A 23,406-nucleotide genomic window follows, 5' to 3' on the forward strand; every position below is an offset into this window, starting at 1 on the left:
TATTATGTGAGCTTTTTACCTATTTAAACTCGTTGTGTTGCAATTTAATCCCAAAACCTCACGATTTAAAATGAATAAAATTCTAAAGTTGTATCGTGTTAATGCACTTGGTTTTTATATAATTTATACCTACAATGAAGTATATATTTACTAGACTAATCACGTGAATTATGAGTGGATATGAAACTACTTTTATTGTATTAAAAGTAGAAGATAAGCAATATGAATTATGCAATTGCAGAATGGATTATCGTAAAAGAGTTGTGTATACCAAAGTTTTAAGTTGTGACATTAAAAGTGGCGACAAGCTATTTAGAGAAAATAAAGGTGGGTACATAGAATCATATTTAGTGATACATGTTCGAAAAAAAATAACTTTGAATAAGGTGGTCGTGATCCACATTCTACAGTTTTAATTTTTAATTAGTGGATTAGTGTTTAAAAATTGTGTAATAAGGGATCATAATCATTTAATTAAAAAAATTTATGAATAAGTATAATAAAAGAATGAGTGTTTGATGAGTTGATGGTAATCGATATGACTTAGGTCGATGTGAAATAAATATTCGCAAGAAAATTATTTATACAAAGGATTTAAGTACCGAAATAAGGGTTGGCTATACATTAACTTGGAAGTTTAAAACTGGCTATAACGAACAATATTTAGTAATACATATATGTAAGAGAGTTTTTTTGAAGGACATTAACGTTATACATATAATGAAAATTCATTAAAATGAATATTAGGAATAAAATACTAAGCCTCTTTCATAAATCAAAAAAATGTTCATCTTTTTGCTTATTTTTTATCCTCAAAATTTTAGATTTTCACGCATAATCTGTGTATGAAATATCGCGATCCTAAAACTTTCTGATTCTCAGTTTAAGCGTTATATAGGCATCTCATGGTCAACTTTTATTTGATGGTTGAGCAGGTGAATAAACATATTTCTGCTAAAGGCAGACCGTCAGAGTCTGAAATGTTGTGATCGTGGATGCCATAGAAATCCCCATACAAAAACCTAAAAATAGAAGAAAAGCGATAATGGCAAGAAAAAAGCGCATACATTTAAGGTGCTAGCGATTATTCACAGTAAAACTCAGCAAATATTGAGTTTATGCATGAGCAAAGGTGCTGTACATGACTTTGAATTGTTCAAACGCAATCTTCATAGGGTATTTATAAAGTGTGTCCAAATAGCCTAATCCCACTAAAAGCAAAAAAGATATAAATTGGATCCTGCACTAAAAACTTATGATCAAGAAATTAATAAAAGAAGAATAGGTATTGAGCATGTATTTGGTAGTTTAAAATCCTTTCGGTGCATTATCGAAACCGTGGCAAAAGACTAGGTTTAAGATTCAATCTAATTACTGAAATTTACAACATGGAATTGAGTGATAAATGACTTATGAAAGAACTCTATTGGAAAACCAATTATTTAAAAACTATTTTGATAATATTGGAAAAAATATAAAACTAGATTGACTCAAAATACAAGGGAAAATATTGCAAGTCTATATAACTTAAAAAATGAAATTATAAAATTAAGTGATGGTAAAACACCCCCTATAAAGAGTCGTATATGGTCTTGTAGATGATTTTTGAAATATGGAAATATAACTAGCCATAATAGTGCTTTTATTAATAAGGGTGCCGAGTTAATTAATATTTTAAATTTTAAATTTTTGTTGGAAAAAATGAGTATAATCTTTAACCAATATTGCTTTTCAAAGCAGATGGATGTTTGAAAAACTTAAATAAGTGAGCTTTTTATTATAAAATAATGTGTTATTTATCATATTAAAAGTTAAATATGATAAATATTTTGTATGAATTTACTTCTGTGTTAATTTATTAAGTAAATGACTACTTAAAATTAAAATAAAAAATGATCACGAATATCTTTGCTATTTTAGAAAAAATAGGATTAGGCACACAGCGTCGTGCATTACATGTTCAATTTTCAAATATAGAACTCAATCATCAAGTCCTGTTACAACGGATTGAAGGCACACATGCCATTAATGATGGGCTTTTTTGCTGAACTGATTTGTTTATCCACCAATCCTTATCTTTCATTAAAGCAATTCATTGGTTGCCAAGTGGCTGTGGATCAAGTCACTGACTCAGGTCAATTGTTTCGAACATCGGGGATTGTGACTGAATGTGCCCAGGGTCATTCAGACGGAGCCTTGTCTATTTATTCAATCCGTATGCAGGATGCAACGGCACTTTGGTATAAACGACGCAATAGCCGCGTGTTTATGAATAAAACGGTGATTGAAATTGTTGAAACCATTTTCAAAGAGTGGCAAGAAAAAAGTCCGCTATTTGCTGCCAGTTTACAACTTGATCTCAGTGGTTTAACCCAAGAGTATGATGTTCGACCTTTTTCGATGCAGAGCTCAGAGAGCGAAGCAGAGTACGTATTTCGATTGTTCAGAGAAGCAGGGATTTCCTGGCTCATTGATGAAGCTAACTATTTGGTGGCCAGTCCATTACACAGCATAGAAGCACAAAAACTCCGGCTGATTGATGACAATGCACAGTATACTGCTTTAAATCGACGCGTGATTCGTTATCACCGCTCCAATGCCACAGAACAATTCGATAGTATCACCAGCTTTGTTGCACAGCGTCAATTACAACCCACGGCTATTCATGTACAACGTTGGCAAGCAGATGCCTTGGTGCAAGAAGATGGAGCAGGATCTGTCATCAGCTCACATCAACACAGTAGCCAACAAGGCAATGACAGTTTCAGCCTAGAACAGGCTTGGAATATTTCTCCAGCATGGATTAGTGATTTAAATGGCAATGATCAAGCGACAAAATCCAGTAATGCGCAAATTGAGAAACTAAATACCCAACTCAATCAATATCAAGCCTTACAATCGAAATATTTTAGTGCTTATAGCAGTGTTCGAGATACACAAGTCGGCTATTGGTTCCAACTCACAGAGCATCCAGAACTCGATCGAAACCATAATGGGCAAGATAAAGAATTCCTGATTCTCAGTAAGCGTTTTTATAACCAGAATAATTTACCGAAAGACTTACAAAACCAATTAGAAGGTTTACTCAAATATAGTCATTGGTCCAGTAGTAAAGACAGTGAACAAGAACGCCAAGCCAATGAATTGACCTTAATTCGTCGTAGCATTGATGTTGTGCCAGAATATGATCCTTTAAAACATCGTCCCACAGCGTATGTACAACGTGCACGTGTGGTGAGTGACGGTGAAGAAATTTATGTGGATGAATGGGGGCGAATTAAAGTGCGTTTCCTATTTACCCGAGCAGACGACCATGCTCATGATAGTGGTGCAGGAAGTAATAACAATGATACGGACTCCGCTTGGGTGGATGTACTCACGCCTTGGGCTGGTGAAGGGTATGGAGCACGTTTTTTACCGCGTAAAGATGAAATCGTCGTTATAGACTTCTTTGATGGCAATATCGATCGCCCATTTGTCACTGGGCGTATTCATGAAGCACAAAGAAATCCAACTAAGTTTGATATTAAGGGACAGTTACCCGATACCAAAAAACTCAGTGGTATTCGCTCTAAAGAGATAGATGGAAAAGGCTTTAACCAACTACGTTTTGATGATACGACAGGGCAAATCAGTGCCCAACTACACAGCAGTCATGGGGCAACACAGCTTAATCTTGGAAATCTTAGCCATCCGAAAGAACAAGCACAAAGTGATGGTCGAGGTGAAGGTTTTGAACTCAGAACGGACCTTGCAGGTGCTATACGAAGTAAAGGCTTGTACATTTCAACGTTTGAACAAACTCAAGCACAGAATACTCAATTAGAAGTTAAAGAAGCTTTAGATCAAGTTACAGAAAGCTTGGATAGTATGAAAGTGCTTTCAGAGTATGCAGAAAAACAAAAGGCTGAACCTGCGGATATGCTCAAAACCATCGAAAGCTATATCAACAAAGTAGAATCTCAATGGGCTGATTTAAAAGCAATGAAAGATGCAGTCATCTTTATGGCTTCACCTGAAAGTGTTGCTGTTGTGGCAGGTAAAGACATTCATGTAAATGCTTTAGAAAGTATTACGCTTGGCGGTGGTAAATCCATTAATGTCAGTACAGATGAGAACTTGATTATTAATGCGAAAAAGAAAGCAAGCATATTTGTTGGACAAGAAGATTTAAAAATATATACAGCGAAAGGAAAAATGGATGTTCAAGTTCAAGACAATACTTTAGATGTCGCTTCTCGATTAGATCTTAGCATTACATCATCCGAAGGTAAGGTTGAAATTAATAGTCCAACCGAAATTATATTAAGAGCAAGAGATAGTGCAATTCGTATAGATGGCAATGGCATTACCATTATTACGCCTAGAGAATTTAAAGCAAAAGCTGGGCAGCATCTCTTTGTTCAGGGTGCAACCGAATCCCCAAAACTTCCAATTTTCCCTAATAATATTTGTTGGGAATGTTTAGCAAGACGCGCAACACAAAAAGGAGCATTTATTAATAAAGGTGAGGGTATTTAATAATGATTAAAGAATACACGACTGTAGAATTGCTTGATATATTTACTACAAAAGTTTTAGAAGATCCTAATTTAAATATTTATGTTCTAGCAGATGCTGCACAAGAGTCTAAATTTCTTAAAGCATTTACACACCTACGCCAAAAGTGTTTAATTATTGAAGCTGCTGGAGAAAAAGCACGAGCTGTATCGCCACATCTTTTACAAATGCCAATAGATTTTTTTGCAAATGAGTGGCAGTGGATTCAAAAAAATGCTGCTGGTACGAGTATTATAACAATTATCGTATCAGGATTATCTTTTAAATCACTATTCGATCATTTAAGGTGTTTTTTAGAGATTCAGCTTGAAGGTGGGTTAGATTTATTTTTAGCGTTTTGGGACCCAGCTATTTTAGCAACATTGGTTGGAAATAAAGAAGATACAAGTTTATATGTACAAGGTTCTTTATTCAATGAAAAACAAATACAGGATCTATTAACACCTATTCATAGTTGGTGGTATTGGAATAGGGTGGCGCAATTACAAAAAATTATAGGATTTAATCAATATCTTGAAAAACGACCGATCATTAAAACTCCTATACAGTTTACTGTAGAACAAGAAGAGCAAATGATTGAGGCAACTTTACCAGATAATCTAATTTATTATTTGAAATTGAATAATGGCTTTTTAGTTGATCATCTTGATACACAAGCTTTATATAAAATGATTATAGATAATTTACCTAAGGCGAGAAAAATAGGTCTATCAGGTACTCGAGATCTCGTGAATTTTATGTGTTTAAAACTTGTATATAAGGATCAATTTGATACTGACACACAGTTGCAGAGTATTTTGAATGATGTAGAGAAGGCTAAAATATCAATGGATGATGCTATGCAAAAAATAATGAATATGAAATGAGAGAATAAAAATGAGTTTAAAAAAACGATTACTTTTACCTGTAAGTTTAGCATTGAGTATTGCTGGCTGTGCAGGAATTGGACCGAATGCGACGTATTATATGGCCACAACTTCTTTTAATTATGATCCAAGATATTCTGATTATATGTTAAAAGTAAATGGGCAAGAAATTGGAGGTGGATTTGGGGGAGCTATATCTACAAATTCTATAAAATTAGGTCCTCAAAAAATCACATGGAAAGATGCTAATACTGGGGAATTACACACAGCAAAAAATGAGCTTGTAATTAAAAGAGAACAATTAAAGGGTAAAAAATATTTAGCATTACATATTTATCCCGACGATACCGTTGAAATAGTTACCTCGATGAATTGGCCTGATGAAACTGAAAAGGGAATTAAATGGCGTGAAAAAATAAGGAATCAGAATAAATAATATAGGTTAAATAGCATGAGTGAAAATATTGGTCGTATCTTAGAAACTAATAGTGATATCTCAAATGAACCTCCTACAGTGAAGCAAGACTGTGCAGATGTAGTTCATATCTCTTTATTTTTTGATGGAACTGGTAATAATAAGGATGTGGATGAAGAGAAGAAAAAATGGTCGAATCCAGCACGTTTATGGCGAAATATGAATATATTAAAACTGGACATAGAAAAAAATGGAATTAAAAATATTTATCCAATATATATTTCAGGTGTTGGCACAAAATTTAATGGTGAACTTAATATTTTTCAACGAGTGTTGGCATCTGCTGAAGATAAAGTAATGGGATTAGGGGCAGGAACAGGTGGTACACGGCGTTTAGATTATGGTAAAGATCAATTTAATGATGCATTATCTCAAGCATTAATTCATGAAGCTAAAAAAGCCAATATAGATCTTGGGAAATATACAAATGAGAAAAAAACTATAGCTTGAGTCAAATTGATGAAAAAGTTGGAGCGCATCGACTGATTAAAAAAATCAATTTTTCTATTTTTGGTTTTTCACGTGGGGCTGCATTAGCCCGTGCTTTTACCAATCAATTGATGTGGAAATGTGAAGATGATAACGGGAATCTAACCTATGGCAAAAAAGGTCAATACCCAATGGAATTTAAATTTTTAGGTCTTTTTGATACGGTTGCATCTTTTGGTTTACCTGCAACAAATTTAAATAATAACCTAAGTTATGAAGGTCGTGATTTAGTTGTGGATGATCGAGTCAAAATGTGTGTTCATTATATTGCAGGTAATGAGCTTCGTTTTGCATTTCCTGTAGATCTAATAGAACAAGATGGAAAACTTGCAAAAGGGAATTGGAAAGAAGTTGTTTACCCAGGAATGCATTCAGATGTTGGCGGTGGATATATCCCAGGTAGTCAAGACGTTAATGATAACTATGCTCGGATTCCCCTTAAAGATATGCTTACTGATGCAATTAATGCAGGGGTAAAAATGTATAGTTATGATGAATTAAAAATTAAGCACAAAACTATATTTAAAGAGCAATATGAAATAACATCTGAAACATTACAATTTTATGAAGCAGTCAAGAAAGCAGTTTCATCATCAGGCGCTTCCATTAGAGACCAAATTAAAGAGCATATGAAAGTTTATTATAGTGCGTATGGCACTATGAATAAAAAAGGTATTGACTCTGTTAGCCAGCGAGCTCGCCAAAAAGATACAATTCGCAATTTTATTCCTTGGGGACCTGCAGATATGGCAACTGAAATGAAGCGCTTACAAACATTAAAACAAGGAAGTGCAACGTATAAAGTAATTTAGCCTGTTTCTACAAGTTATCATTATGCCATTCAAATGGATTCTTGGATTTTAGATAGTTGGAATAAAAATGCAGATGATGGAGTCATGAAATTTTATTTAGATTACATTCATGATTCTAAATATGGCTTTTTAAGTAATGTTGAACCTTTTAGTTATTTTCGTCAAAGGACCGTTTATGAGTCTAAACGTAGTTACAAAGGAAGGAATGTGGATAAAAAGCGTCAGATGAATTAACTCTAATAACTATGTAATATTCAGAAGTAAATTAAGACTTCTTAAAATTAACATAAGATGCATTATACAAAAAAATGGGAGCTATAAACTCCCATTTATTATATTAAACATGTTCCTTATAGAACTAGATCCAACTAAAACTGATTTTACCATTTAGGGCAAGTAGGGAAGTCTTTTAAGGATATTTCGGTTAGTAATAAAAATGCCACCAGTAGATATTACAGTAGGTTTAGGTATCGGTGGGTCACTCCAAGTTGGTACAGCTACAGACTAATAAGGAAATATTGGCGTTTTTATAACGTTAAATAGGTAAGCTATTGCAGCAGGTTCTCCTGATAGTGTACTTGATGGCGGAGTAATACTAACGAATGCTAAAAGCATACAGATCTAGTTGCTCAAAGTTATTCTGTTGGAGCAAAATTACATTTATTGGAATTAAATGAAGATTGCGTTTGAACAATTCAAAGTCATGTACAGTGCCTTTGCTCATGCATAAACTCAATATTTACTAAGTTTGACATGATTTTACTGTTATTACCCCAAAACCTTGATTCGATTTCAAATCTAAGATCAAATACGGAACATGAACTTAAAGCAAGTGTTTACAGGAATATATTATATCAATTAAGTATTCTAAAGGATTTTGAGGAAATATCAGGCAATCAGTTTAACGTTAGTGAAAAGATTATTAATAATGCACCGATGACAGTTAATAGATACTGTTTATTGAATAAATTTGTCCTTTCTTATGGAGAAAATATTCAAGTAATTCAACGTTATTTAAAGATGAAACAGTCAGTTGGATTAGTGAAAATCAAAAAAAGAATATTGCAAAATCTGAAAGAAAAGCCAATTTCATCATCATTAAATATAGCGAAGTTGAATTCAATCTATAATTTATACGGTGGTTTTAGACTCTAGCTAATAAAACATTTAGCTTTAACTCAGTCAAAAAATTAGTGCATATATTATTAAAATCGCAACATCTTATTTTAGTACAACATTTGTTTTTAAGTTATTGATATTTATTGAAGACACCTTAGGGTGCCTTTTTATTTTTAAGAAATCCTGCTTCTTCAGAGTTTGGATACTTTTTAAGTAATTCAGCTTTGTATTTATTCGCTAACGTTGAGTTTTGATCGACATTGAGTGAAATGCTATAAAGTCGATAAACAGCATTAGCAGCTTTTGAAGAATTTGGATACTTATTCATGACAATTTCAAAATTCTTTTTGGCTTCAATATAATTGGTTGGTTCTATTGCCAAATAAAATTCCGCAACCCAAAAATAAGCATTACTGATATAAACACTATTTGGGTTGTTTTTAATAAAATTTTGCATCGGTGCTAATGCTTTTTTTGCACCACCTTGTTTATATGCTTCTAGGGCAACTGTATAGGCCGCTTTATCTAGTTCAGCATCTGATGCCTTAGGCGATGCTGTTGCAGCTGTAGAAGGTGGGTTTACAGTTTTCTGTTGAGCGTTGTTGTTTATTGATACTGTCGGTGATTTTTGTGTTGTGGCTGCAGCTGTAGATGGCACTATGGCATTTTTTATGGGTTCTTTTGTGGGGCTGGGAGACTTATCTTTTTGATTATCCTCCTCTGATATTGTATCTTCTGTATCAGATTCCAATTTTTGTAATACTAATTCTAAGCGTTGATCTAAATCTGTATAGCGATTATTTAATTCATTCTTAAGTTGATTAATTTCATTGTCTTGTTCTTCAATTTTTCCTCGTAAGACACGAATATCATTTTCGAGTTGTTGTGCTTTTTGAGTTAATTGCCAATTAATATTTGTTGGAACTTCAGTCGGTGTATTTGGAATATTAATTGCTGTCGCAGTGTTATTGTTACTATATACAGATGGATTACTTAAACCTCTAGATTCAATAGGTACGTTTGCGTAAATAGACGATGAGCATAGCATAATGAAAATGCTTAAAGAATTTTTCAGCATCATAGTGAAACTTCCATTTGTAACTGATATTTCGTAGTGGGAGTTAACAAGTATTGTTATAAATACAATTCAAATTAGACATTAAAAACATCTCTTAGGGAAAAAGCAATAAAAATTTATGATCTAAGTAAATATTTTAATTTATTTTAACAACAATAAATGATAAGTCATAAGTCACTAAAATAGAATTTGTTTTAATAATAAACAAATGAAAAGATAATTGAGTTGAAAGGGGTTTAAGCACTTGCAACTTGAATAAAAATCTCTATACTCTGTTCCTGCAATGGTAGCCCTGCTGGTTACTTCGCAATTTTGCTCTACAAACCCCGCCAGGACCGGAAGGTAGCAACGGTAGTAGAGTTAGGATGTGCCGAAGTCTTGCTGGTGGGGCTGCCACCATAATTATAAAATTCTAACCTAATTCATCTTCATCAAATTTTCTGTTAATTGCCTGAATAATAGTATCCATTTCGAAGCCTCTGTACATTAAAAATCGAATTTGTTTTGCTTTTATTTTAGGGTCTTTTTCTACGTTTGTTCCAAATTTCTTGACTTTCAATTGATAGGCTTGTTCAGCCCAATTGGTTTCTTTAAGTTCTTCTTGTATTAATTGACTATCAATTTTTTTAGTTTTTAATGCAAGTTTAATTCGATTTGGACCTTTCCCTTTACGTTTTTGACTGGAAAGTACGATTTCAGCAACTCGTTGATCACTTTGATAGTGTTGATTCGATAATTCATCAACAAGTTCAAGGACTTCTTGACGATTCTCAGCATATAATGCCAACTTTTCTATTAATTCTGCTTTTGAATACTCCTTTCTTGTAAGTACGGCAAAAGCATATGAACGTAAGCGAGATCCTTTTAACCCAGGTTTTTGAGTGCTTTCTTGAGCATTAAATGATAAGGCGTCATCTGTATGACTGAATGGGTTTTGAGATGAGGGTTCATTTTCGCCATATTGTGCTTTTAAAGCTTCATAGTCGATGATTTTAGAGAATTTGGAATCGGTCATAGTTTTTGCTTATATCATTTAAAAACGCCCCATAGGGCGTTTTATTGAGTTAGTATGAAGAGAAGGGATTACTCGATTTATACATCTAATAAATCTGGCTCTTCTTCATTTTTATCTTCTATAGGTGCAGCGGTTATGGTTAATAAATTATCACGAATAATTTTCTCAATCGCTTGTACTATTTGAGGGTTTTCTTCAAGGTGACGAATGGTATTATTTTTACCTTGACCAATTTTGCTTCCTTGATATGAATACCATGCACCAGCTTTTTGTACAATTTCTTGTTGTACAGCTAAGTCTACAAGTTCGCCAAGGTGATTTACGCCTTTACCATATAAAATTTGGAAGACAGCTTCTCTAAATGGGGGCGCCATTTTATTTTTAACTACTTTAACTCGGGTTTCTGAGCCAACAATTTCATCCCCTTCTTTGACTTGTCCAATACGACGAATATCAAGACGAACAGAGGCATAGAATTTAAGCGCATTACCACCAGTAGTCGTTTCAGGGCTACCAAACATCACCCCAATTTTCATACGAATTTGGTTAATAAAAACCACCATACAATTTGAGCGTTTCGCATTACCCGTAATTTTACGTAATGCTTGACTCATTAAGCGTGCTTGGAGCCCCATGTGAGAGTCACCCATTTCGCCTTCAATTTCAGCTCTTGGTGTTAACGCTGCAACGGAGTCGACAACAATCATATCAATTGCACCAGAACGGACAAGCATATCGGCAATCTCTAAGGCTTGTTCACCATGGTCTGGCTGTGAAACCAAAAGATTATCAATATCTACACCAAGTTTACGTGCATATTGTGGATCTAAAGCATGTTCTGCATCAATAAAAGCACAGGTTCCACCCGCTTTTTGACATTCAGCAATAGCTTGTAATGTCATGGTTGTTTTACCTGAAGATTCTGGACCGTAAATTTCAATAATACGCCCTTTGGGTAAACCACCTATACCTAATGCAATATCTAGCGTTAAAGAGCCAGTAGAAACAGCTTCAACGGCTTGAACGGTATTGTCGCCTAAACGCATCACCGTGTTTTTACCAAATTGTTTTTCAATTTGACTTAAGGCTGCAGTTAAGGCCTTGCTTTTATTTTCATCCATCTTACAACCTCAAAACGATGTCACATAATACTTAGCGGAGTAGGTGTATTGATTGTAACTCTTTCCACAGCACTTATAGTGACAGAAAATTTCTTGATGTTCTATTAAAATCATATTATGTACGACATAATATGACGCTTGGTTTAATCATCATGATATGACCATGATTGGTCAAACATTTGATCATTTTCTTGTTTAAATTTATGTATATCTCGCCGATCTTTTTTACTTGGTCGATGATCAGGGCGCGCAAGATTATGCAATTTTCGCTGTGATGCAAACAGTTCACGACGTGCAATGCTTTGCTCAGTTTCATCATAAAGTGTTTGTGCTATGGGTGCAGGACCTCGGACATCTGAAAGGTCTTTAATGACAACAGTCTTTTTTTCAATGCCTTGTTGAATAGTCAGCTCCATTCCTACGCGGACTTCTCTTGAGACCTTAACACGTTCACCATTATGATGAACCTTACCACCCTCTATGGCATGTTTTGCAATAGAGCGGGTTTTAAAGAAACGTGCTGCCCAAAGCCATTTATCAATACGCATACCTACCGCATTTTCAGGTAGTGTTGATTTACGCATATTTTTGTGTTGCCTCGTGTTGTTGTAAATAAGAAACTAAATCAGTGAGTTTATCTAACATTGGATATGGAAATTCAATTCGTGGTGCCGTTTGTGAAGAAGGCTGTTGAATGCTGATTAAGTTTTCAATGCCAAACTGTTTTGCACCATTTAAAACCTTTTCCGTATCATCTATAAAATAACAAGTTTTTCGATTAAAAGGGTGCTTTTGATGTAAAGATTGCCAAAATTCTGGAAATTCTTTGGCATGTCCAATTTGTTCGGAGCAGATAATGACATCGAAATAAGATTGAATTTGCATTTCTTTCAGCTTAAATGTTAATCCTGCAAGATCTGCATTGGTGGCTAGCCAAATGGGGTAATTATTGTTCTTTAAATAATTTAAAAGCGCTAAACAGTCGTTTCTTAATGCGACTTTATGTTTAAACTCAAGTTGAAGGGATAAAACATCAACATGAACTTTGGATGTCCAAAATGTAGAGGAATACCAATTTAGTGTGTGATTATATTCTTGATAAAACTTAAAGAGCTGACGTTCACTTTGTTCTAAAGTGCAATGATGTGCTTTGGCATATCGAATGGGGAGTATATGATTCCAAATAAAGTCATCATAAGCAAGATCAAGTAAAGTACCATCCATATCAAAAATAACGGTCGGCTTAGTCATTTAATATTTCTCAACGATTTTTAAAGTATATCTATGCTTGTGTACATAGCCTATATCATGAGGGTATTATAACATTTAATATATTTTAAAGATCAGCAATTTTTTATATGTTAAAAAGGAACGAAAAGGTTGAAATTATAACTGACTGTGGTGGATTAGGTGTACAAATTTCACAAAAAGGGAAATGAATATTCACATTTATCTTGTGATTCGTGCTAAAAATTTTTCAATTAAAGGGAGGCAGATTAAAAGAACAGGATAGGCAAAGATCCAAGATTTCCCCCAATCTTTTAACCAAAAAATGATATCCCTATTATTATGCTCAAGAGTATTAATATAAGAAATAAAACTCGTCATAATACAAGAAAGTAAAAGAGGTTTAATCCAAACAATATGCTTATGATGAATTTTATTCATTAATATTTTACCATCTAATAGAGTATGTAACTAATTTTTAAAACATTTATTTTATAATATATTTGAGATAGAAAAACTATGAGTTATGTTAAAAATTAGAATGATATATTTTATTACTTTAAGGTCTTCAAAATAATAAGTAAGGATGTTCTCATTAATATTTTTGTAACATTGGTCACTGTTAATAAATAATTACAAGAATTTCACCTATAAATTACATGAAAGAATATATGTGTATAATAAAGATTACATAATTGATGAAGTAATAAATCCTATTTCTGTATAAAAAATAACTTATCAGATATATATGAAATAGGAATATATGTGAAAAAATTTATTTTGTGCACTTTGATCATGGTTTTAATGAATCAAGTACATGCACAGGAAACGAAGGGGTCCATTGAATTTACACAAACATTCTATGGCAATTCAGGCAAATACAAAACAGCAGCTTCTCACCCATCTATCGTATTTAATTATAATTTTTCACCTAAATTAAATGCATCATTAGAATGGGATCGTACATGGAATATGTATAATTTTAAAGGTGAAGAAAATCAACAAAATAATGCTTCTAGCATTCCTGAAGTTACGATTAATTATAATAATGGAAAAATATTCGATACAGATATTAACTGGTCCTCATCATTATTAATAAAAAATGAAGATAGTTTTAATGATAATAATCAATTATATACAATGATACAAACAGATTTAGATTTCTCAAATTATATTCCTAAATCTGACTATGTAAAAGCTACACAATTTTCCTTCGCACCTTTATATATATATGGGTCGAATGTACAAGGTCCTACGGGGCATTCTAATACTGCAGGAATAAGCTTATTAACGAACTGGAGTTTACCAGCAAACTTCAGTTTTACTTTGAATGCGTATGCATTTAGAGAATGGTATCAAGGTTCATTCATTATTAGTAATTCAAATGAATCTTTCAATAATGCAAATTACTTCATGATCTTGGCTTATTTAAACTACAACACTCAATTATACAAATTTAATGATCAAGCAAACCTGAATTTTAACTTTATAGGTGGTTTTGATCCTTGGATTTCGTCAAATAAAAAAGCAGCTTGGGATCCTTTTCTAGTTGGTGAGGAAATGTATGAGTGGTTAAGCCCAACAGTAATGAACGGTAATTATAAGAAGACGTATTCACTATTTGCTTTGCCTCAAATTAATTTGAGTTATCAATACGATAAATTTTTATCTTTCTCGATATTTATGCAGGCGAAATACTCTAACCAAGTTTGGGGTGATACAGAGAAAAATTGGCGGTTGCAGCCACAAGGTGGGTTCAACATAACATATAGTTTTTAAGAAAGAGAAGTATATGACTACAACTAAACAGATAGGACTAATCGCCTGCATTGGGATTGTTGCAGGAAATATGATGGGTAGCGGTATAGCACTATTACCAGCCAATTTAGCGAGTATAGGATCAATAGCCGTCATAAGTTGGGGTATTGCTCTAATCGGTGCAATTTCTTTAGCTTATGTTTATTCAAGGTTAGCAATTAAAGATCCTGAAGAAGGAGGGCCAATTGCTTACGCAGGTCAGGTCAGTAAAATTCTAGGGTTCCAAACAGGTGCACTGTATTATCACGCGAATTGGATTGGAAACTTAGCAATTGTTATTACAGCAGTGACATATTTATCAATATTTTTTCCCTCACTCAATACACCTATTCCAGCAGCAATTGTTTCCTTTGTAATCATTTGGTTATTCACAGGTCTAAATTTATTAGGGGCTTCTTGGATAAGTAAATTAACCACTATGGGGGTCATACTAATTCTTATTCCTGTTATCGGTACGGCTATTTTTGGGTGGTTCTGGTTTGATAAAGAAACATATATTGATAATTGGAATGTATCGCACAACCCTGATTATAAAGCTGTAATGAATGCAACATTACTATGTTTATGGGCATTTATTGGTGTTGAATCTGCATCTGTGAGTTCATCCTTAGTTAAGAATCCCAAACGAACTGTGCCAATTGCAACAATGCTAGGTACTTTAATTGCGGGAGTTGTTTATATTTCAGCGACACAAGTCATTAATGGAATGTATCCAGCTGCTCACATGGCTGCATCTGGTGCACCATTTTCTATGACAGCTTCAACGATGTTAGGCAGTTGGGCTGGACCAGTTGTATCTGTATTTACTGCGATTGCCTGTCTTACATCATTAGGCTCGTGGATGATGCTCGTCGGTCAAGCAGGGGCGCGTGCAGCTCATGATGGTAATTTCCCTAAGATTTATGGGGAAATTGATAAAAAAAGTGGGATTCCGAGAAAAGGTCTCATCTTATCTGCTATCCAAATGTCAATCTTATTAGTCATCGTGACAGCGATGAATTTAGAAGGTGGAACATCTGCCACGCTATTTGGAGAAATTATTAGTATTGCGGTTCTTTTGACAATGCTTCCATATTTTTACTCTTGTATCGATTTAATTCGTATGGATGGGGTAAATACAAAAAATATTTTAAGTCTAATCACCGCCCTATTCGGATGTGTTTTCTGCTTTATCGCAATTATGGGATCAAATTCAATTGAGTTAGCAGGAACATTCATTGTCAGTTTAATCATTTTAATCTTTTACTCAGCAAAACAAAGTAAAGCAAATTCTTAAAGGAGATGTAAGATGTCTATTATCGTCACGTTAATCAATGAGCATGATAAACTTAAATCAGAATTTCTAGATTGTATCTCTAATCATTTAGAAAAGTTAAATCATACAATGCTCATCGTATCCAATGAAAATGATTTGTATGACTCCGTAAAAAATAATGTGCGCATTTCTGGTGTAATATTTTTTGATGATCTTAAAAGTAAAGAAATATTTGAAACAATAAGTCATATCAATTCTGAGTTACCAGTATTTACTTTTATAAATAACAATACAGAATCAGATTATAGCTTATATAACATCAATAAAAGTTTTTACTTCTTCCAATATCAACTTTCTTCGACTGCTGATATTTCCGATCGTATTAGTCAAATTGTGGATGAGTATGTCGATAATCTTCTTCCTCCTTTAACTAAAGCACTTTTTAATTATGTTAAAAAAGATGAATATACGTTCTGTACACCAGGTCACATGGGAGGGACGGCATTTGAAAGCAGCCCAATAGGCGCAGTATTTTATGATTTTTATGGTCAAAATACGATGCGCTCTGATGTCTCCATATCGGTATCAGAATTAGGGTCGCTTTTGGATCATTCAGGTCCACATAGAGAGGCTGAGGATTTAATTTCTGAAACCTTTAATTCAGATCGTAGCTATATCGTTACCAATGGAACATCAACAGCAAACAAAATTGTAGGGATGTATGCCTGTCCAGCAGGAAAAACAGTCCTTGTAGATCGGAATTGTCATAAATCATTGACACATTTAATGATGATGACAGATGTCACGCCGATCTATTTAATTCCAACAAGAAATAGTTACGGAATTTTGGGAGGTATCCCTAAACAAGAGTTTGCTAAAGAAAATATAGAAAAAAAAGTAAAAGAAACTAAAAATGCAACATGGCCAGTGCATGCGATTATCACAAACTCGACATATGATGGTCTTTTCTATAAAACCGATTATATTAAAAAGACGCTGGATGTGAAATCAATTCACTTTGATTCAGCATGGGTACCATATACTAACTTCCATCCTATATACGCAAATAAAGCAGGGATGAGTGGTGAAAGAGTGGTTGGTAAAACAATTTATGAGACTCAGTCTACACATAAACTGTTAGCTGCATTTTCCCAAGCATCAATGATTCATGTAAAAGGTGATTTTAATGAGAGAACCTTTAATGAAACTTATATGATGCATACAACAACATCTCCACTTTATAGTATTGTCGCTTCATGTGAAGTTTCTGCAGCAATGATGAAAAGCAATGCTGGTAAGAAGATGGTCGATGAGTCAATTGAGCTAGCAATAGATTTTCGACGGGAAATTAAGAAACTTCATGATCAAACAAAAGACTGGTTTTTTGATGTTTGGCAACCAGAAAATATTGATAAGAAAGAATGTTGGCCACTTGATTCAATTAATAATTGGCATGGCTTTAAAGATATAGATGATGATCATCTCTTTTTGGATCCAATCAAAGTAACACTATTAACGCCAGGATTAGACAAGCACGGAAATTTACAAACAGATGGAATTCCAGCTTCAATTGTAGAAAAATTTTTAGCAGAACATGGAATCATTGTTGAAAAAACAGGGCCGTATTCACTGTTATTCTTATTTAGCATCGGTATTAATAGATCAAAAGCATTAACTTTACTTCATAAATTGGCAGAGTTTAAGATTCTTTTCGATGCGAATGAAACAGTAAGTAATGTACTTCCGAAATTATATAATTCTGATCCAGTATTTTATAAAACGATGAGAATTAAAGAATTAGCGGATGGAATTCATAAACTTGTTAAGCATTATAATTTGCCTGAGCTCATGTATAACGCCTTTGAGCACTTACCAATAATGGAACTTACTCCGCATGTTGCATTCCAACAAGAGATTTTAGGTAATGCGATTGAATGCCCACTGAGTGAGTTACTTAATAAAGTAAGTGCCAATATGATCTTGCCTTATCCACCAGGTATTCCAGTGATTATGCCGGGAGAAAAAATCACTGAGGATAATATCGAGATATTGAAGTTCTTAGAAATGCTTTGTGATATTGGCTCACATTATCCTGGATTTGAAACAGATATCCATGGCGTATATCTCAACGATGATGGGGAATATGTCGTTAAAGTCTTAAAGTAAAATCACATGAATTGGAAGCTAATCTATTTAGATTAGCTTCTACTATAACGACCAATATATTGAAATATAATAAATAGGCTAAGAAATGGCAGATAAAAAAGAGTTAGGATTAGTCACATTAATTGCGATAGTTGTAAGCTCCATGATCGGAAGCGGGGTGGATGGATTACCGCAGAACATGGCTGCTCATTCGGCACTAGGTCCAATTTTGATTGCTTGGTTTATTTGTGGTTTTGGTATTTTTTTTATTGCTCGGACTTTTATAATTCTCTCAAACATTAGACCCGATTTGCAGTCAGGCATATATATGTATGCTAGAGAAGGATTTGGTCCATTTATTGCCTTTATCGTCGCTTGGGGATATTGGCTGATGACTATTTTTAGCAATGTTGCCTTTGCTATTATGATCATGGATACACTAAATTATTTTATGCCCGGTGAGTTTAAAGGGGGAAATAATATCCCTTCAATCATTGGCGCTTCTATACTAATTTGGGGCTTTAATTTTTTAGTACTTTCTGGGGTTAAAGTTGCTGGATTATTGAATACAATTGGAACATTCGCAAAAATAATTCCTCTCATAATTTTCGTTTTTATTGTGGCTTATTTTCTAAATTTTCAACAATTAGGAAGTGACTTTTGGGGGCATAGTGCGGCTAAAGCATCCAATGATCTAGGTTCTCTTTCAAGTCAAATTTTGTCCCCTTTTTATGTGGCGTTATGGTGTTTTATTGGTATTGAAGGGGCAGTGGTTTTATCTGGTAGAGCAAAAAATACAAAAGATATTGGTAAAGCGACATTTTGGGGATTTGTAATTTCTTTAGTAATTTGTATTTTAATTTCTGTTTTACCTTTTGGCGTATTTACGCAACAACAGCTGAGTGTTATTCCTACACCTTCTACCGCTGGGATATTGAAATCACTGGTTGGAGATTGGGGAGAATGGATTATCAATATTGGTATATTGGTTTCTATTTTATCTAGTTGGTTAGCTTGGACGATTATTTGTGCAGAAATACCAATGGTTGCTGCGGTGAATAAAACATTTCCAAAAATATTTGCAAAAAAGAATAAAAATGAATCGGCATCTGTATCACTATGGATTAGTAGCATAATAATGCAAATTGTTATTTTACTGGTTTATTTTGCACAAAATGCATGGTTGACTCTACTTGCCATTTCAGCAATTACGGTAATTCCTGCATATTTTGCCTCTACGGCATATTTATTTAAAATCAGTATAAATAAAGAATATGATCGGTATGCATCTAAAGGAAGAATTGTAGCATTAATTAGTAGCTTTATTGGGGCTATATTTTGTCTTGTGATGGTATATGCCATTAATATTAAGTATGTAATATTCATACCTGTTATTTTGACACTAGGAATACCACTCTATATTTTTTCTAGAAGAGAAGAACATAGTAAATTCTCAAAATCAGATAAAGTATATTTAGCAATATTATTATTGGCAGACATACTCGCAATTTCTGTTTATTTAATTTTTATTCACTAGGTAGTATAAGAAGATACCAATTGATAATTTTGATGTTTTATATATTTAAAAATCAGCCGAAATCTTTTTAATATTTTGGTTGTTTTTTACTGTCTTATTTTTTGTAATTTTATTCAATAATTTATAAAATAAAATTACAAAAAAGAAAAAATGTGCAACATTAAATAATAAGAAAAAAATCACATAAAGTATATTCTATAAAATGTTGAGTTTAATGGTGTAATTATCTAAATATAAAGAATTTTTTTAATTTAATAGATATGTGAAAAATTAATTACCCCTATATTTGATGAGCAGGAAATTACAATGGATTTTAAAAATATAACAGTTGCTGGTAGTGGCGTATTAGGCTATCAAATTGCATTTCAAACAGCATTTCGTGGGTTTAATGTCACTGTCTATGATATTAATGATGAAGTATTAGATAAGGCTAAAGAAAAGTTTAGTGAATTGTCTAAAGCTTATAAGCGAGATATTCATGCAACAGATGACCAATTGGAAAATACTTTTAAAAACCTGAGTTATGAATCTAAGCTCGCAGATGCGGTTAAAGATGCAGATTTGGTTATAGAGGCAATTCCTGAAAATCTAGAAATTAAACGTGCTTTTTATGAAAATTTAAGTCAAGTTGCTCCTGAAAAGACAATATTTACAACGAATTCATCGACCATGCTACCCAGTCAATTTTCAGAATTTACTGGTCGCCCTGAAAAATTCCTTGCTTTACACTTTGCAAATCAAATATGGAAATTTAATACTGCTGAAATTATGGGACATAGTTCTACAGATAAAGCTGTATTTGAAAGTGTGGTAGAGTTTGCCAAAGCAATTGGAATGTTGGCTTTACCTTTGCATAAAGAACAACCAGGCTATATTCTAAATTCATTATTAGTACCATTCTTGATGGCAAGTTTAGATTTATGGTCTAAGCAAGTTGCGGATCCTGAGATTGTTGACAAAACATGGATGAAGGCTACAGGATCCCCCATGGGACCCTTTGCAATCTTAGATATTGTTGGCATTTCGACCGTATATAATATTGCGAAAATGAATGCAGAAAAAACTAAAGATCCAGCATTAGAGCGGGTTGTACTTCTTTTGAAAACAGAATTTATTGATAAGGGTATTTTAGGATTACAATCGGGTAAAGGTTTTTATAATTACCCAAATCCAGCATATCATTCTGAAAACTTTTTAAAGTCAATATGATAAAGCTTTAATGAATATTTCTTAATGAAATTAGTAATACTCTTATTAAGTAGGGTATTACGCTAATCCAATATCTAATTATGATTCATTAGGAAAATCTACATAAAAATTAGTACACGATTGAAATAATGGTGAATGCATAACTTGAAGAAGGAAAACCCTTTATTTATTGGATAAGTCACTTATTTTTAATAATAAAAAAAGCCCTTGAAGGGCTTTTTTCATTGCAACAAATTAGTTAGCCAAAGCTTTAACTTGTGCGTTTAAGCGGCTCTTATGGCGAGCAGCTTTGTTTTTGTGGATAATGCCTTTATCAGCCATACGATCGATAACTGGTACAGCAGTTTTGTAAGCTTCTGATGCAACAGCATAGTCGCCTGCAGCAATAGCCGCGATAGTACGTTTGATGTAAGTACGAACCATAGAACGTAAGCTTGCGTTGTGTTTGCGTGCTTTAACGTTTTGACGAGCACGTTTTTTTGCTTGAGCAGAGTTTGCCACTCGTGCACTCCTTGAATTAGATTGGTCTGGGCGGGCTGTCATTACATCTGAAAACCAACATCAGAAGAACTTATAAACCAGCCCGTAAACAAGTGCCATATTGTGATTAATCTACGTCATTAAGTCAAGTCTTGTCATGCTTTGACAACATTTTTGATGCAGAAAAATGTTAAAGAAAACGTTAGATTAGTCCATAGCGTATTGGAATGATTAAAAAATGATTCAACCTATGAAAAATGTTATTGTAATTGGAGCAACGGGTTTGGTTGGTTTAGAACTAATTAAACAGTTAAGTGAAATAGAACATTGTGAAAAAATTGTGGCGGTTGTCCGAAAAGAAAATAGCAGGCTGAATAAAATAAAAAAAGTGCAACAAGTGATTATTCAGGATTTCTTTTTTTTAAATGATCAAGATGTTGATGGGTTTAGTCATGCTTTTAGTTGTTTAGGAACAACATTGAAAAAAGCAGGATCTAAAGATAATTTTTACAAAACAGATTTTGAAATTAATGCACATTTTGTAGATCTTTTCGAACTAAAAGAAACTCACTATATTTTAGTAAGTTCTATGGGTGCAAATATGAATTCCTCTATTTTTTATAGTTGTGTCAAAGGAGAGCTGGAACAGCACGTTGTGCAGTCAAAATTATATAAAACATCTATAATTCGTCCATCTTTATTGTTAGGAGATCGTGGTGAGCAGCGTATTTTTGAGGGTTTAAGTCAAAAAATTTATCAAAAGATATCTAAATTCATGCCGAAAACATTTAAATATAAACCTGTAACAGCGCAGCAAGTCGCTCATACTATGGTCGTGGTTGCGCAATCTCAGCAAGATAAGTTGAAAATATATGATAATTTACAAATACAAAAAATAAACTGAGGAAATTCTCATGTCTTCAACTCCATTTGTAACATGTGACTTATTAGATGATCATCCAGATCAAAATATTCAAGTATTAATTCCTTCATTAGATGGTAAGTTTTTTCAAAGTTATGGTGCTCGTAAAAGCTTTGGTGGTGAAATTATTACAGTAAAATGTTTTGAAGATAACTCAAGGGTAAAAGAAGTATTAGCAACGAATGGAGCTGGTAAAGTTTTGGTTGTTGATGGAGGGGGTTCAATGCGCTGTGCTCTTATGGGAGATCTGATTGCAGAATCAGCTGTGCTTAATCACTGGAATGGTGTGATTATTTATGGTTGTATTCGTGATGTCGATGCTCTAGCGCAACTTGATTTAGGTGTACATGCTCTAGCTGCAATTCCACAAAAAAGTACTCGCAAAGGGGCAGGTGAAGTGAATGTGCCACTTAGCTTTGGAGGTGTAGTATTTAATTCGGGTGCTTATATTTATGCAGATAATAATGGCATTATTGTATCGCAAGATAAATTGATCAAATAAATAATACAAAATTTAAAAAGGAGCATTAGCTCCTTTTTAAATTCACATTTAAGATCAAATTAAAGTTCAGCTTTAATTTTTTCTGCTTGCGCTTTAATTTTTTCTTGGTCACCCATTGTTAATGCATGCTTACCTAGTTCATGAACAGAACTAGGAATAAGGTGAAAATGCACATGTGGTACAGTTTGCCCAGCAGCAACGCCTGACAATTGCATTAATACAATACCGTCTACATCAAAAGCTTTTTTCATTGCTCGCGCAACTTTTTGCACCACTTGAATGGTATATGCTGCATCATCACCATCTAAGTCAAGTAGGGTAACAGCCGGTGCTTTTGGAATAACCAAAGTATGACCATCGGCTTGAGGCATGATATCCATAAAAGCAAGAACTTTATCATCTTCATAGATTTTAATTGACGGTAATTCGCCTCGTAGAATTCTTGCAAAAATATTTTGATCATCGTAAGCCATGTCGATTCCTTTATTGACAATAAATAATGATTATTTACACTGCAATTCTTTTTGACGCGCTTTAATTTGATCTAAGCGGGCTTGTTCTGCATCTGAAAATTTAGGTTTCGATGTATAACAATCTGCATTGTTATTAAATCGAGATTTTGCATCAGGATCTTTAAAACAAAAACCTTTAGATGCGTAAATAACATCAGAGTCTTGCTGTAGTTTTTTACATTCTTGTTCAGATGCAAAAGCACTACCCATACTCATTAAGCTTAGGCAGCAGGTTAATGCTACAGTTTTAAATTTACTCATCAA

Annotated in this window: 18 protein-coding genes, 1 other RNA gene and 3 pseudogenes; 13 read left to right on the forward strand and 9 right to left on the reverse strand. The window is 33.6% G+C overall.

Annotation, left to right across the window (positions count from 1 at the left end):
- Window positions 1-1,307 precede the first annotated feature (1,307 nt).
- The 5 genes and pseudogenes from B9T31_RS17710 to B9T31_RS17820 form a co-directional block, all read left to right on the forward strand.
- A pseudogene (locus tag B9T31_RS17710) lies at window positions 1,308-1,409 on the forward strand (IS5/IS1182 family transposase); the annotation flags it as partial.
- A gap of 483 nt (window positions 1,410-1,892) precedes the next feature.
- Window positions 1,893-4,521 (forward strand): annotated as a pseudogene (locus B9T31_RS14555) (type VI secretion system Vgr family protein).
- 2 nt (window positions 4,522-4,523) lie between these two features.
- Window positions 4,524-5,426, forward strand: a complete 903-nt coding sequence (locus B9T31_RS14560; RefSeq protein WP_086182664.1) for a DUF4123 domain-containing protein — start codon at window positions 4,524-4,526, stop codon at window positions 5,424-5,426.
- Window positions 5,427-5,436: 10 nt separating this feature from the next.
- Window positions 5,437-5,862, forward strand: a complete 426-nt coding sequence (locus tag B9T31_RS14565; protein WP_086182665.1) for a hypothetical protein — start codon at window positions 5,437-5,439, stop codon at window positions 5,860-5,862.
- A gap of 15 nt (window positions 5,863-5,877) precedes the next feature.
- Window positions 5,878-7,421, forward strand: a pseudogene (locus tag B9T31_RS17820) (T6SS phospholipase effector Tle1-like catalytic domain-containing protein); the annotation flags it as partial.
- Window positions 7,422-8,475: 1,054 nt separating this feature from the next.
- Here B9T31_RS17820 and B9T31_RS14585 read toward each other — a convergent pair.
- A complete protein-coding gene (locus B9T31_RS14585) occupies window positions 8,476-9,402 on the reverse strand; it encodes a YbgF trimerization domain-containing protein (protein WP_086182668.1) in 927 nt (308 codons plus the stop codon).
- Window positions 9,403-9,692: 290 nt separating this feature from the next.
- On the opposite strand from B9T31_RS14585, the gene ffs reads away from it, so the two are divergent.
- Window positions 9,693-9,789: signal recognition particle sRNA small type (gene ffs / locus B9T31_RS14590), an RNA gene on the forward strand.
- 22 nt (window positions 9,790-9,811) lie between these two features.
- Here ffs and B9T31_RS14595 read toward each other — a convergent pair.
- From B9T31_RS14595 to B9T31_RS18260, 5 genes are all read right to left on the reverse strand, one after another.
- On the reverse strand, window positions 9,812-10,414 hold the full coding sequence (locus tag B9T31_RS14595; RefSeq protein WP_086182669.1) for a regulatory protein RecX: 603 nt from the start codon (window positions 10,412-10,414) through the stop codon (window positions 9,812-9,814).
- A gap of 77 nt (window positions 10,415-10,491) precedes the next feature.
- Entirely contained in the window at window positions 10,492-11,535 is a 1,044-nt protein-coding gene (gene recA, locus B9T31_RS14600; RefSeq protein WP_086182670.1) for a recombinase RecA, read from the reverse strand.
- Window positions 11,536-11,678: 143 nt separating this feature from the next.
- Window positions 11,679-12,119 (reverse strand): RNA-binding S4 domain-containing protein, encoded by a 441-nt coding sequence (locus tag B9T31_RS14605; RefSeq protein ID WP_086182671.1) that lies wholly within the window; start codon window positions 12,117-12,119, stop codon window positions 11,679-11,681.
- Window positions 12,112-12,786 (reverse strand): HAD-IA family hydrolase, encoded by a 675-nt coding sequence (locus B9T31_RS14610; protein ID WP_086182672.1) that lies wholly within the window; start codon window positions 12,784-12,786, stop codon window positions 12,112-12,114. The genes B9T31_RS14605 and B9T31_RS14610 overlap by 8 nt, the downstream gene beginning before the upstream one ends.
- A gap of 198 nt (window positions 12,787-12,984) precedes the next feature.
- On the reverse strand, window positions 12,985-13,203 hold the full coding sequence (locus B9T31_RS18260) for a DUF2798 domain-containing protein (RefSeq protein WP_086182673.1): 219 nt from the start codon (window positions 13,201-13,203) through the stop codon (window positions 12,985-12,987).
- Between the two features lie 324 nt (window positions 13,204-13,527).
- On the opposite strand from B9T31_RS18260, the gene B9T31_RS14620 reads away from it, so the two are divergent.
- From B9T31_RS14620 to B9T31_RS14640, 5 genes are all read left to right on the forward strand, one after another.
- The gene (locus tag B9T31_RS14620; protein WP_086182674.1) at window positions 13,528-14,541 is read left to right on the forward strand and encodes a hypothetical protein; all 1,014 of its coding nucleotides are present in this window, start codon (window positions 13,528-13,530) and stop codon (window positions 14,539-14,541) included.
- Window positions 14,542-14,554: 13 nt separating this feature from the next.
- The gene (gene cadB / locus B9T31_RS14625) at window positions 14,555-15,856 is read left to right on the forward strand and encodes a cadaverine/lysine antiporter (RefSeq protein ID WP_086182675.1); all 1,302 of its coding nucleotides are present in this window, start codon (window positions 14,555-14,557) and stop codon (window positions 15,854-15,856) included.
- 12 nt (window positions 15,857-15,868) lie between these two features.
- The gene (gene cadA, locus B9T31_RS14630) at window positions 15,869-18,001 is read left to right on the forward strand and encodes a lysine decarboxylase (protein ID WP_086182676.1); all 2,133 of its coding nucleotides are present in this window, start codon (window positions 15,869-15,871) and stop codon (window positions 17,999-18,001) included.
- A gap of 85 nt (window positions 18,002-18,086) precedes the next feature.
- Window positions 18,087-19,517 carry a basic amino acid/polyamine antiporter gene (locus tag B9T31_RS14635; RefSeq protein ID WP_086182677.1) on the forward strand — a complete coding sequence of 477 codons (1,431 nt, stop codon included), beginning with the start codon at window positions 18,087-18,089 and terminating at the stop codon, window positions 19,515-19,517.
- Between the two features lie 306 nt (window positions 19,518-19,823).
- Entirely contained in the window at window positions 19,824-20,726 is a 903-nt protein-coding gene (locus B9T31_RS14640) for a 3-hydroxyacyl-CoA dehydrogenase (RefSeq protein WP_086182678.1), read from the forward strand.
- Window positions 20,727-20,960: 234 nt separating this feature from the next.
- Here B9T31_RS14640 and rpsT read toward each other — a convergent pair whose 3' ends face one another.
- Window positions 20,961-21,227: a 30S ribosomal protein S20 gene (gene rpsT / locus B9T31_RS14645; protein ID WP_054581792.1), complete on the reverse strand. Its 267-nt coding sequence runs from the start codon at window positions 21,225-21,227 to the stop codon at window positions 20,961-20,963.
- 217 nt (window positions 21,228-21,444) lie between these two features.
- On the opposite strand from rpsT, the gene B9T31_RS14650 reads away from it, so the two are divergent.
- Window positions 21,445-22,110 carry a nucleoside-diphosphate sugar epimerase gene (locus B9T31_RS14650; RefSeq protein WP_086182679.1) on the forward strand — a complete coding sequence of 222 codons (666 nt, stop codon included), beginning with the start codon at window positions 21,445-21,447 and terminating at the stop codon, window positions 22,108-22,110.
- 10 nt (window positions 22,111-22,120) lie between these two features.
- A complete protein-coding gene (gene rraA / locus B9T31_RS14655; protein ID WP_086182680.1) occupies window positions 22,121-22,630 on the forward strand; it encodes a ribonuclease E activity regulator RraA in 510 nt (169 codons plus the stop codon).
- A gap of 59 nt (window positions 22,631-22,689) precedes the next feature.
- Here rraA and B9T31_RS14660 read toward each other — a convergent pair whose 3' ends face one another.
- Both B9T31_RS14660 and B9T31_RS14665 read right to left on the reverse strand, forming a co-directional pair.
- Window positions 22,690-23,103, reverse strand: coding sequence for an HIT family protein (locus B9T31_RS14660; RefSeq protein ID WP_086182681.1), 414 nt, complete (start codon window positions 23,101-23,103; stop codon window positions 22,690-22,692).
- Between the two features lie 30 nt (window positions 23,104-23,133).
- On the reverse strand, window positions 23,134-23,403 hold the full coding sequence (locus tag B9T31_RS14665; protein ID WP_139840927.1) for a YARHG domain-containing protein: 270 nt from the start codon (window positions 23,401-23,403) through the stop codon (window positions 23,134-23,136).
- Window positions 23,404-23,406: the final 3 nt, after the last annotated feature.

The organism is Acinetobacter sp. ANC 4558, assembly GCF_002135375.1.
Taxonomy (GTDB): Bacteria; Pseudomonadota; Gammaproteobacteria; order Pseudomonadales; family Moraxellaceae; genus Acinetobacter.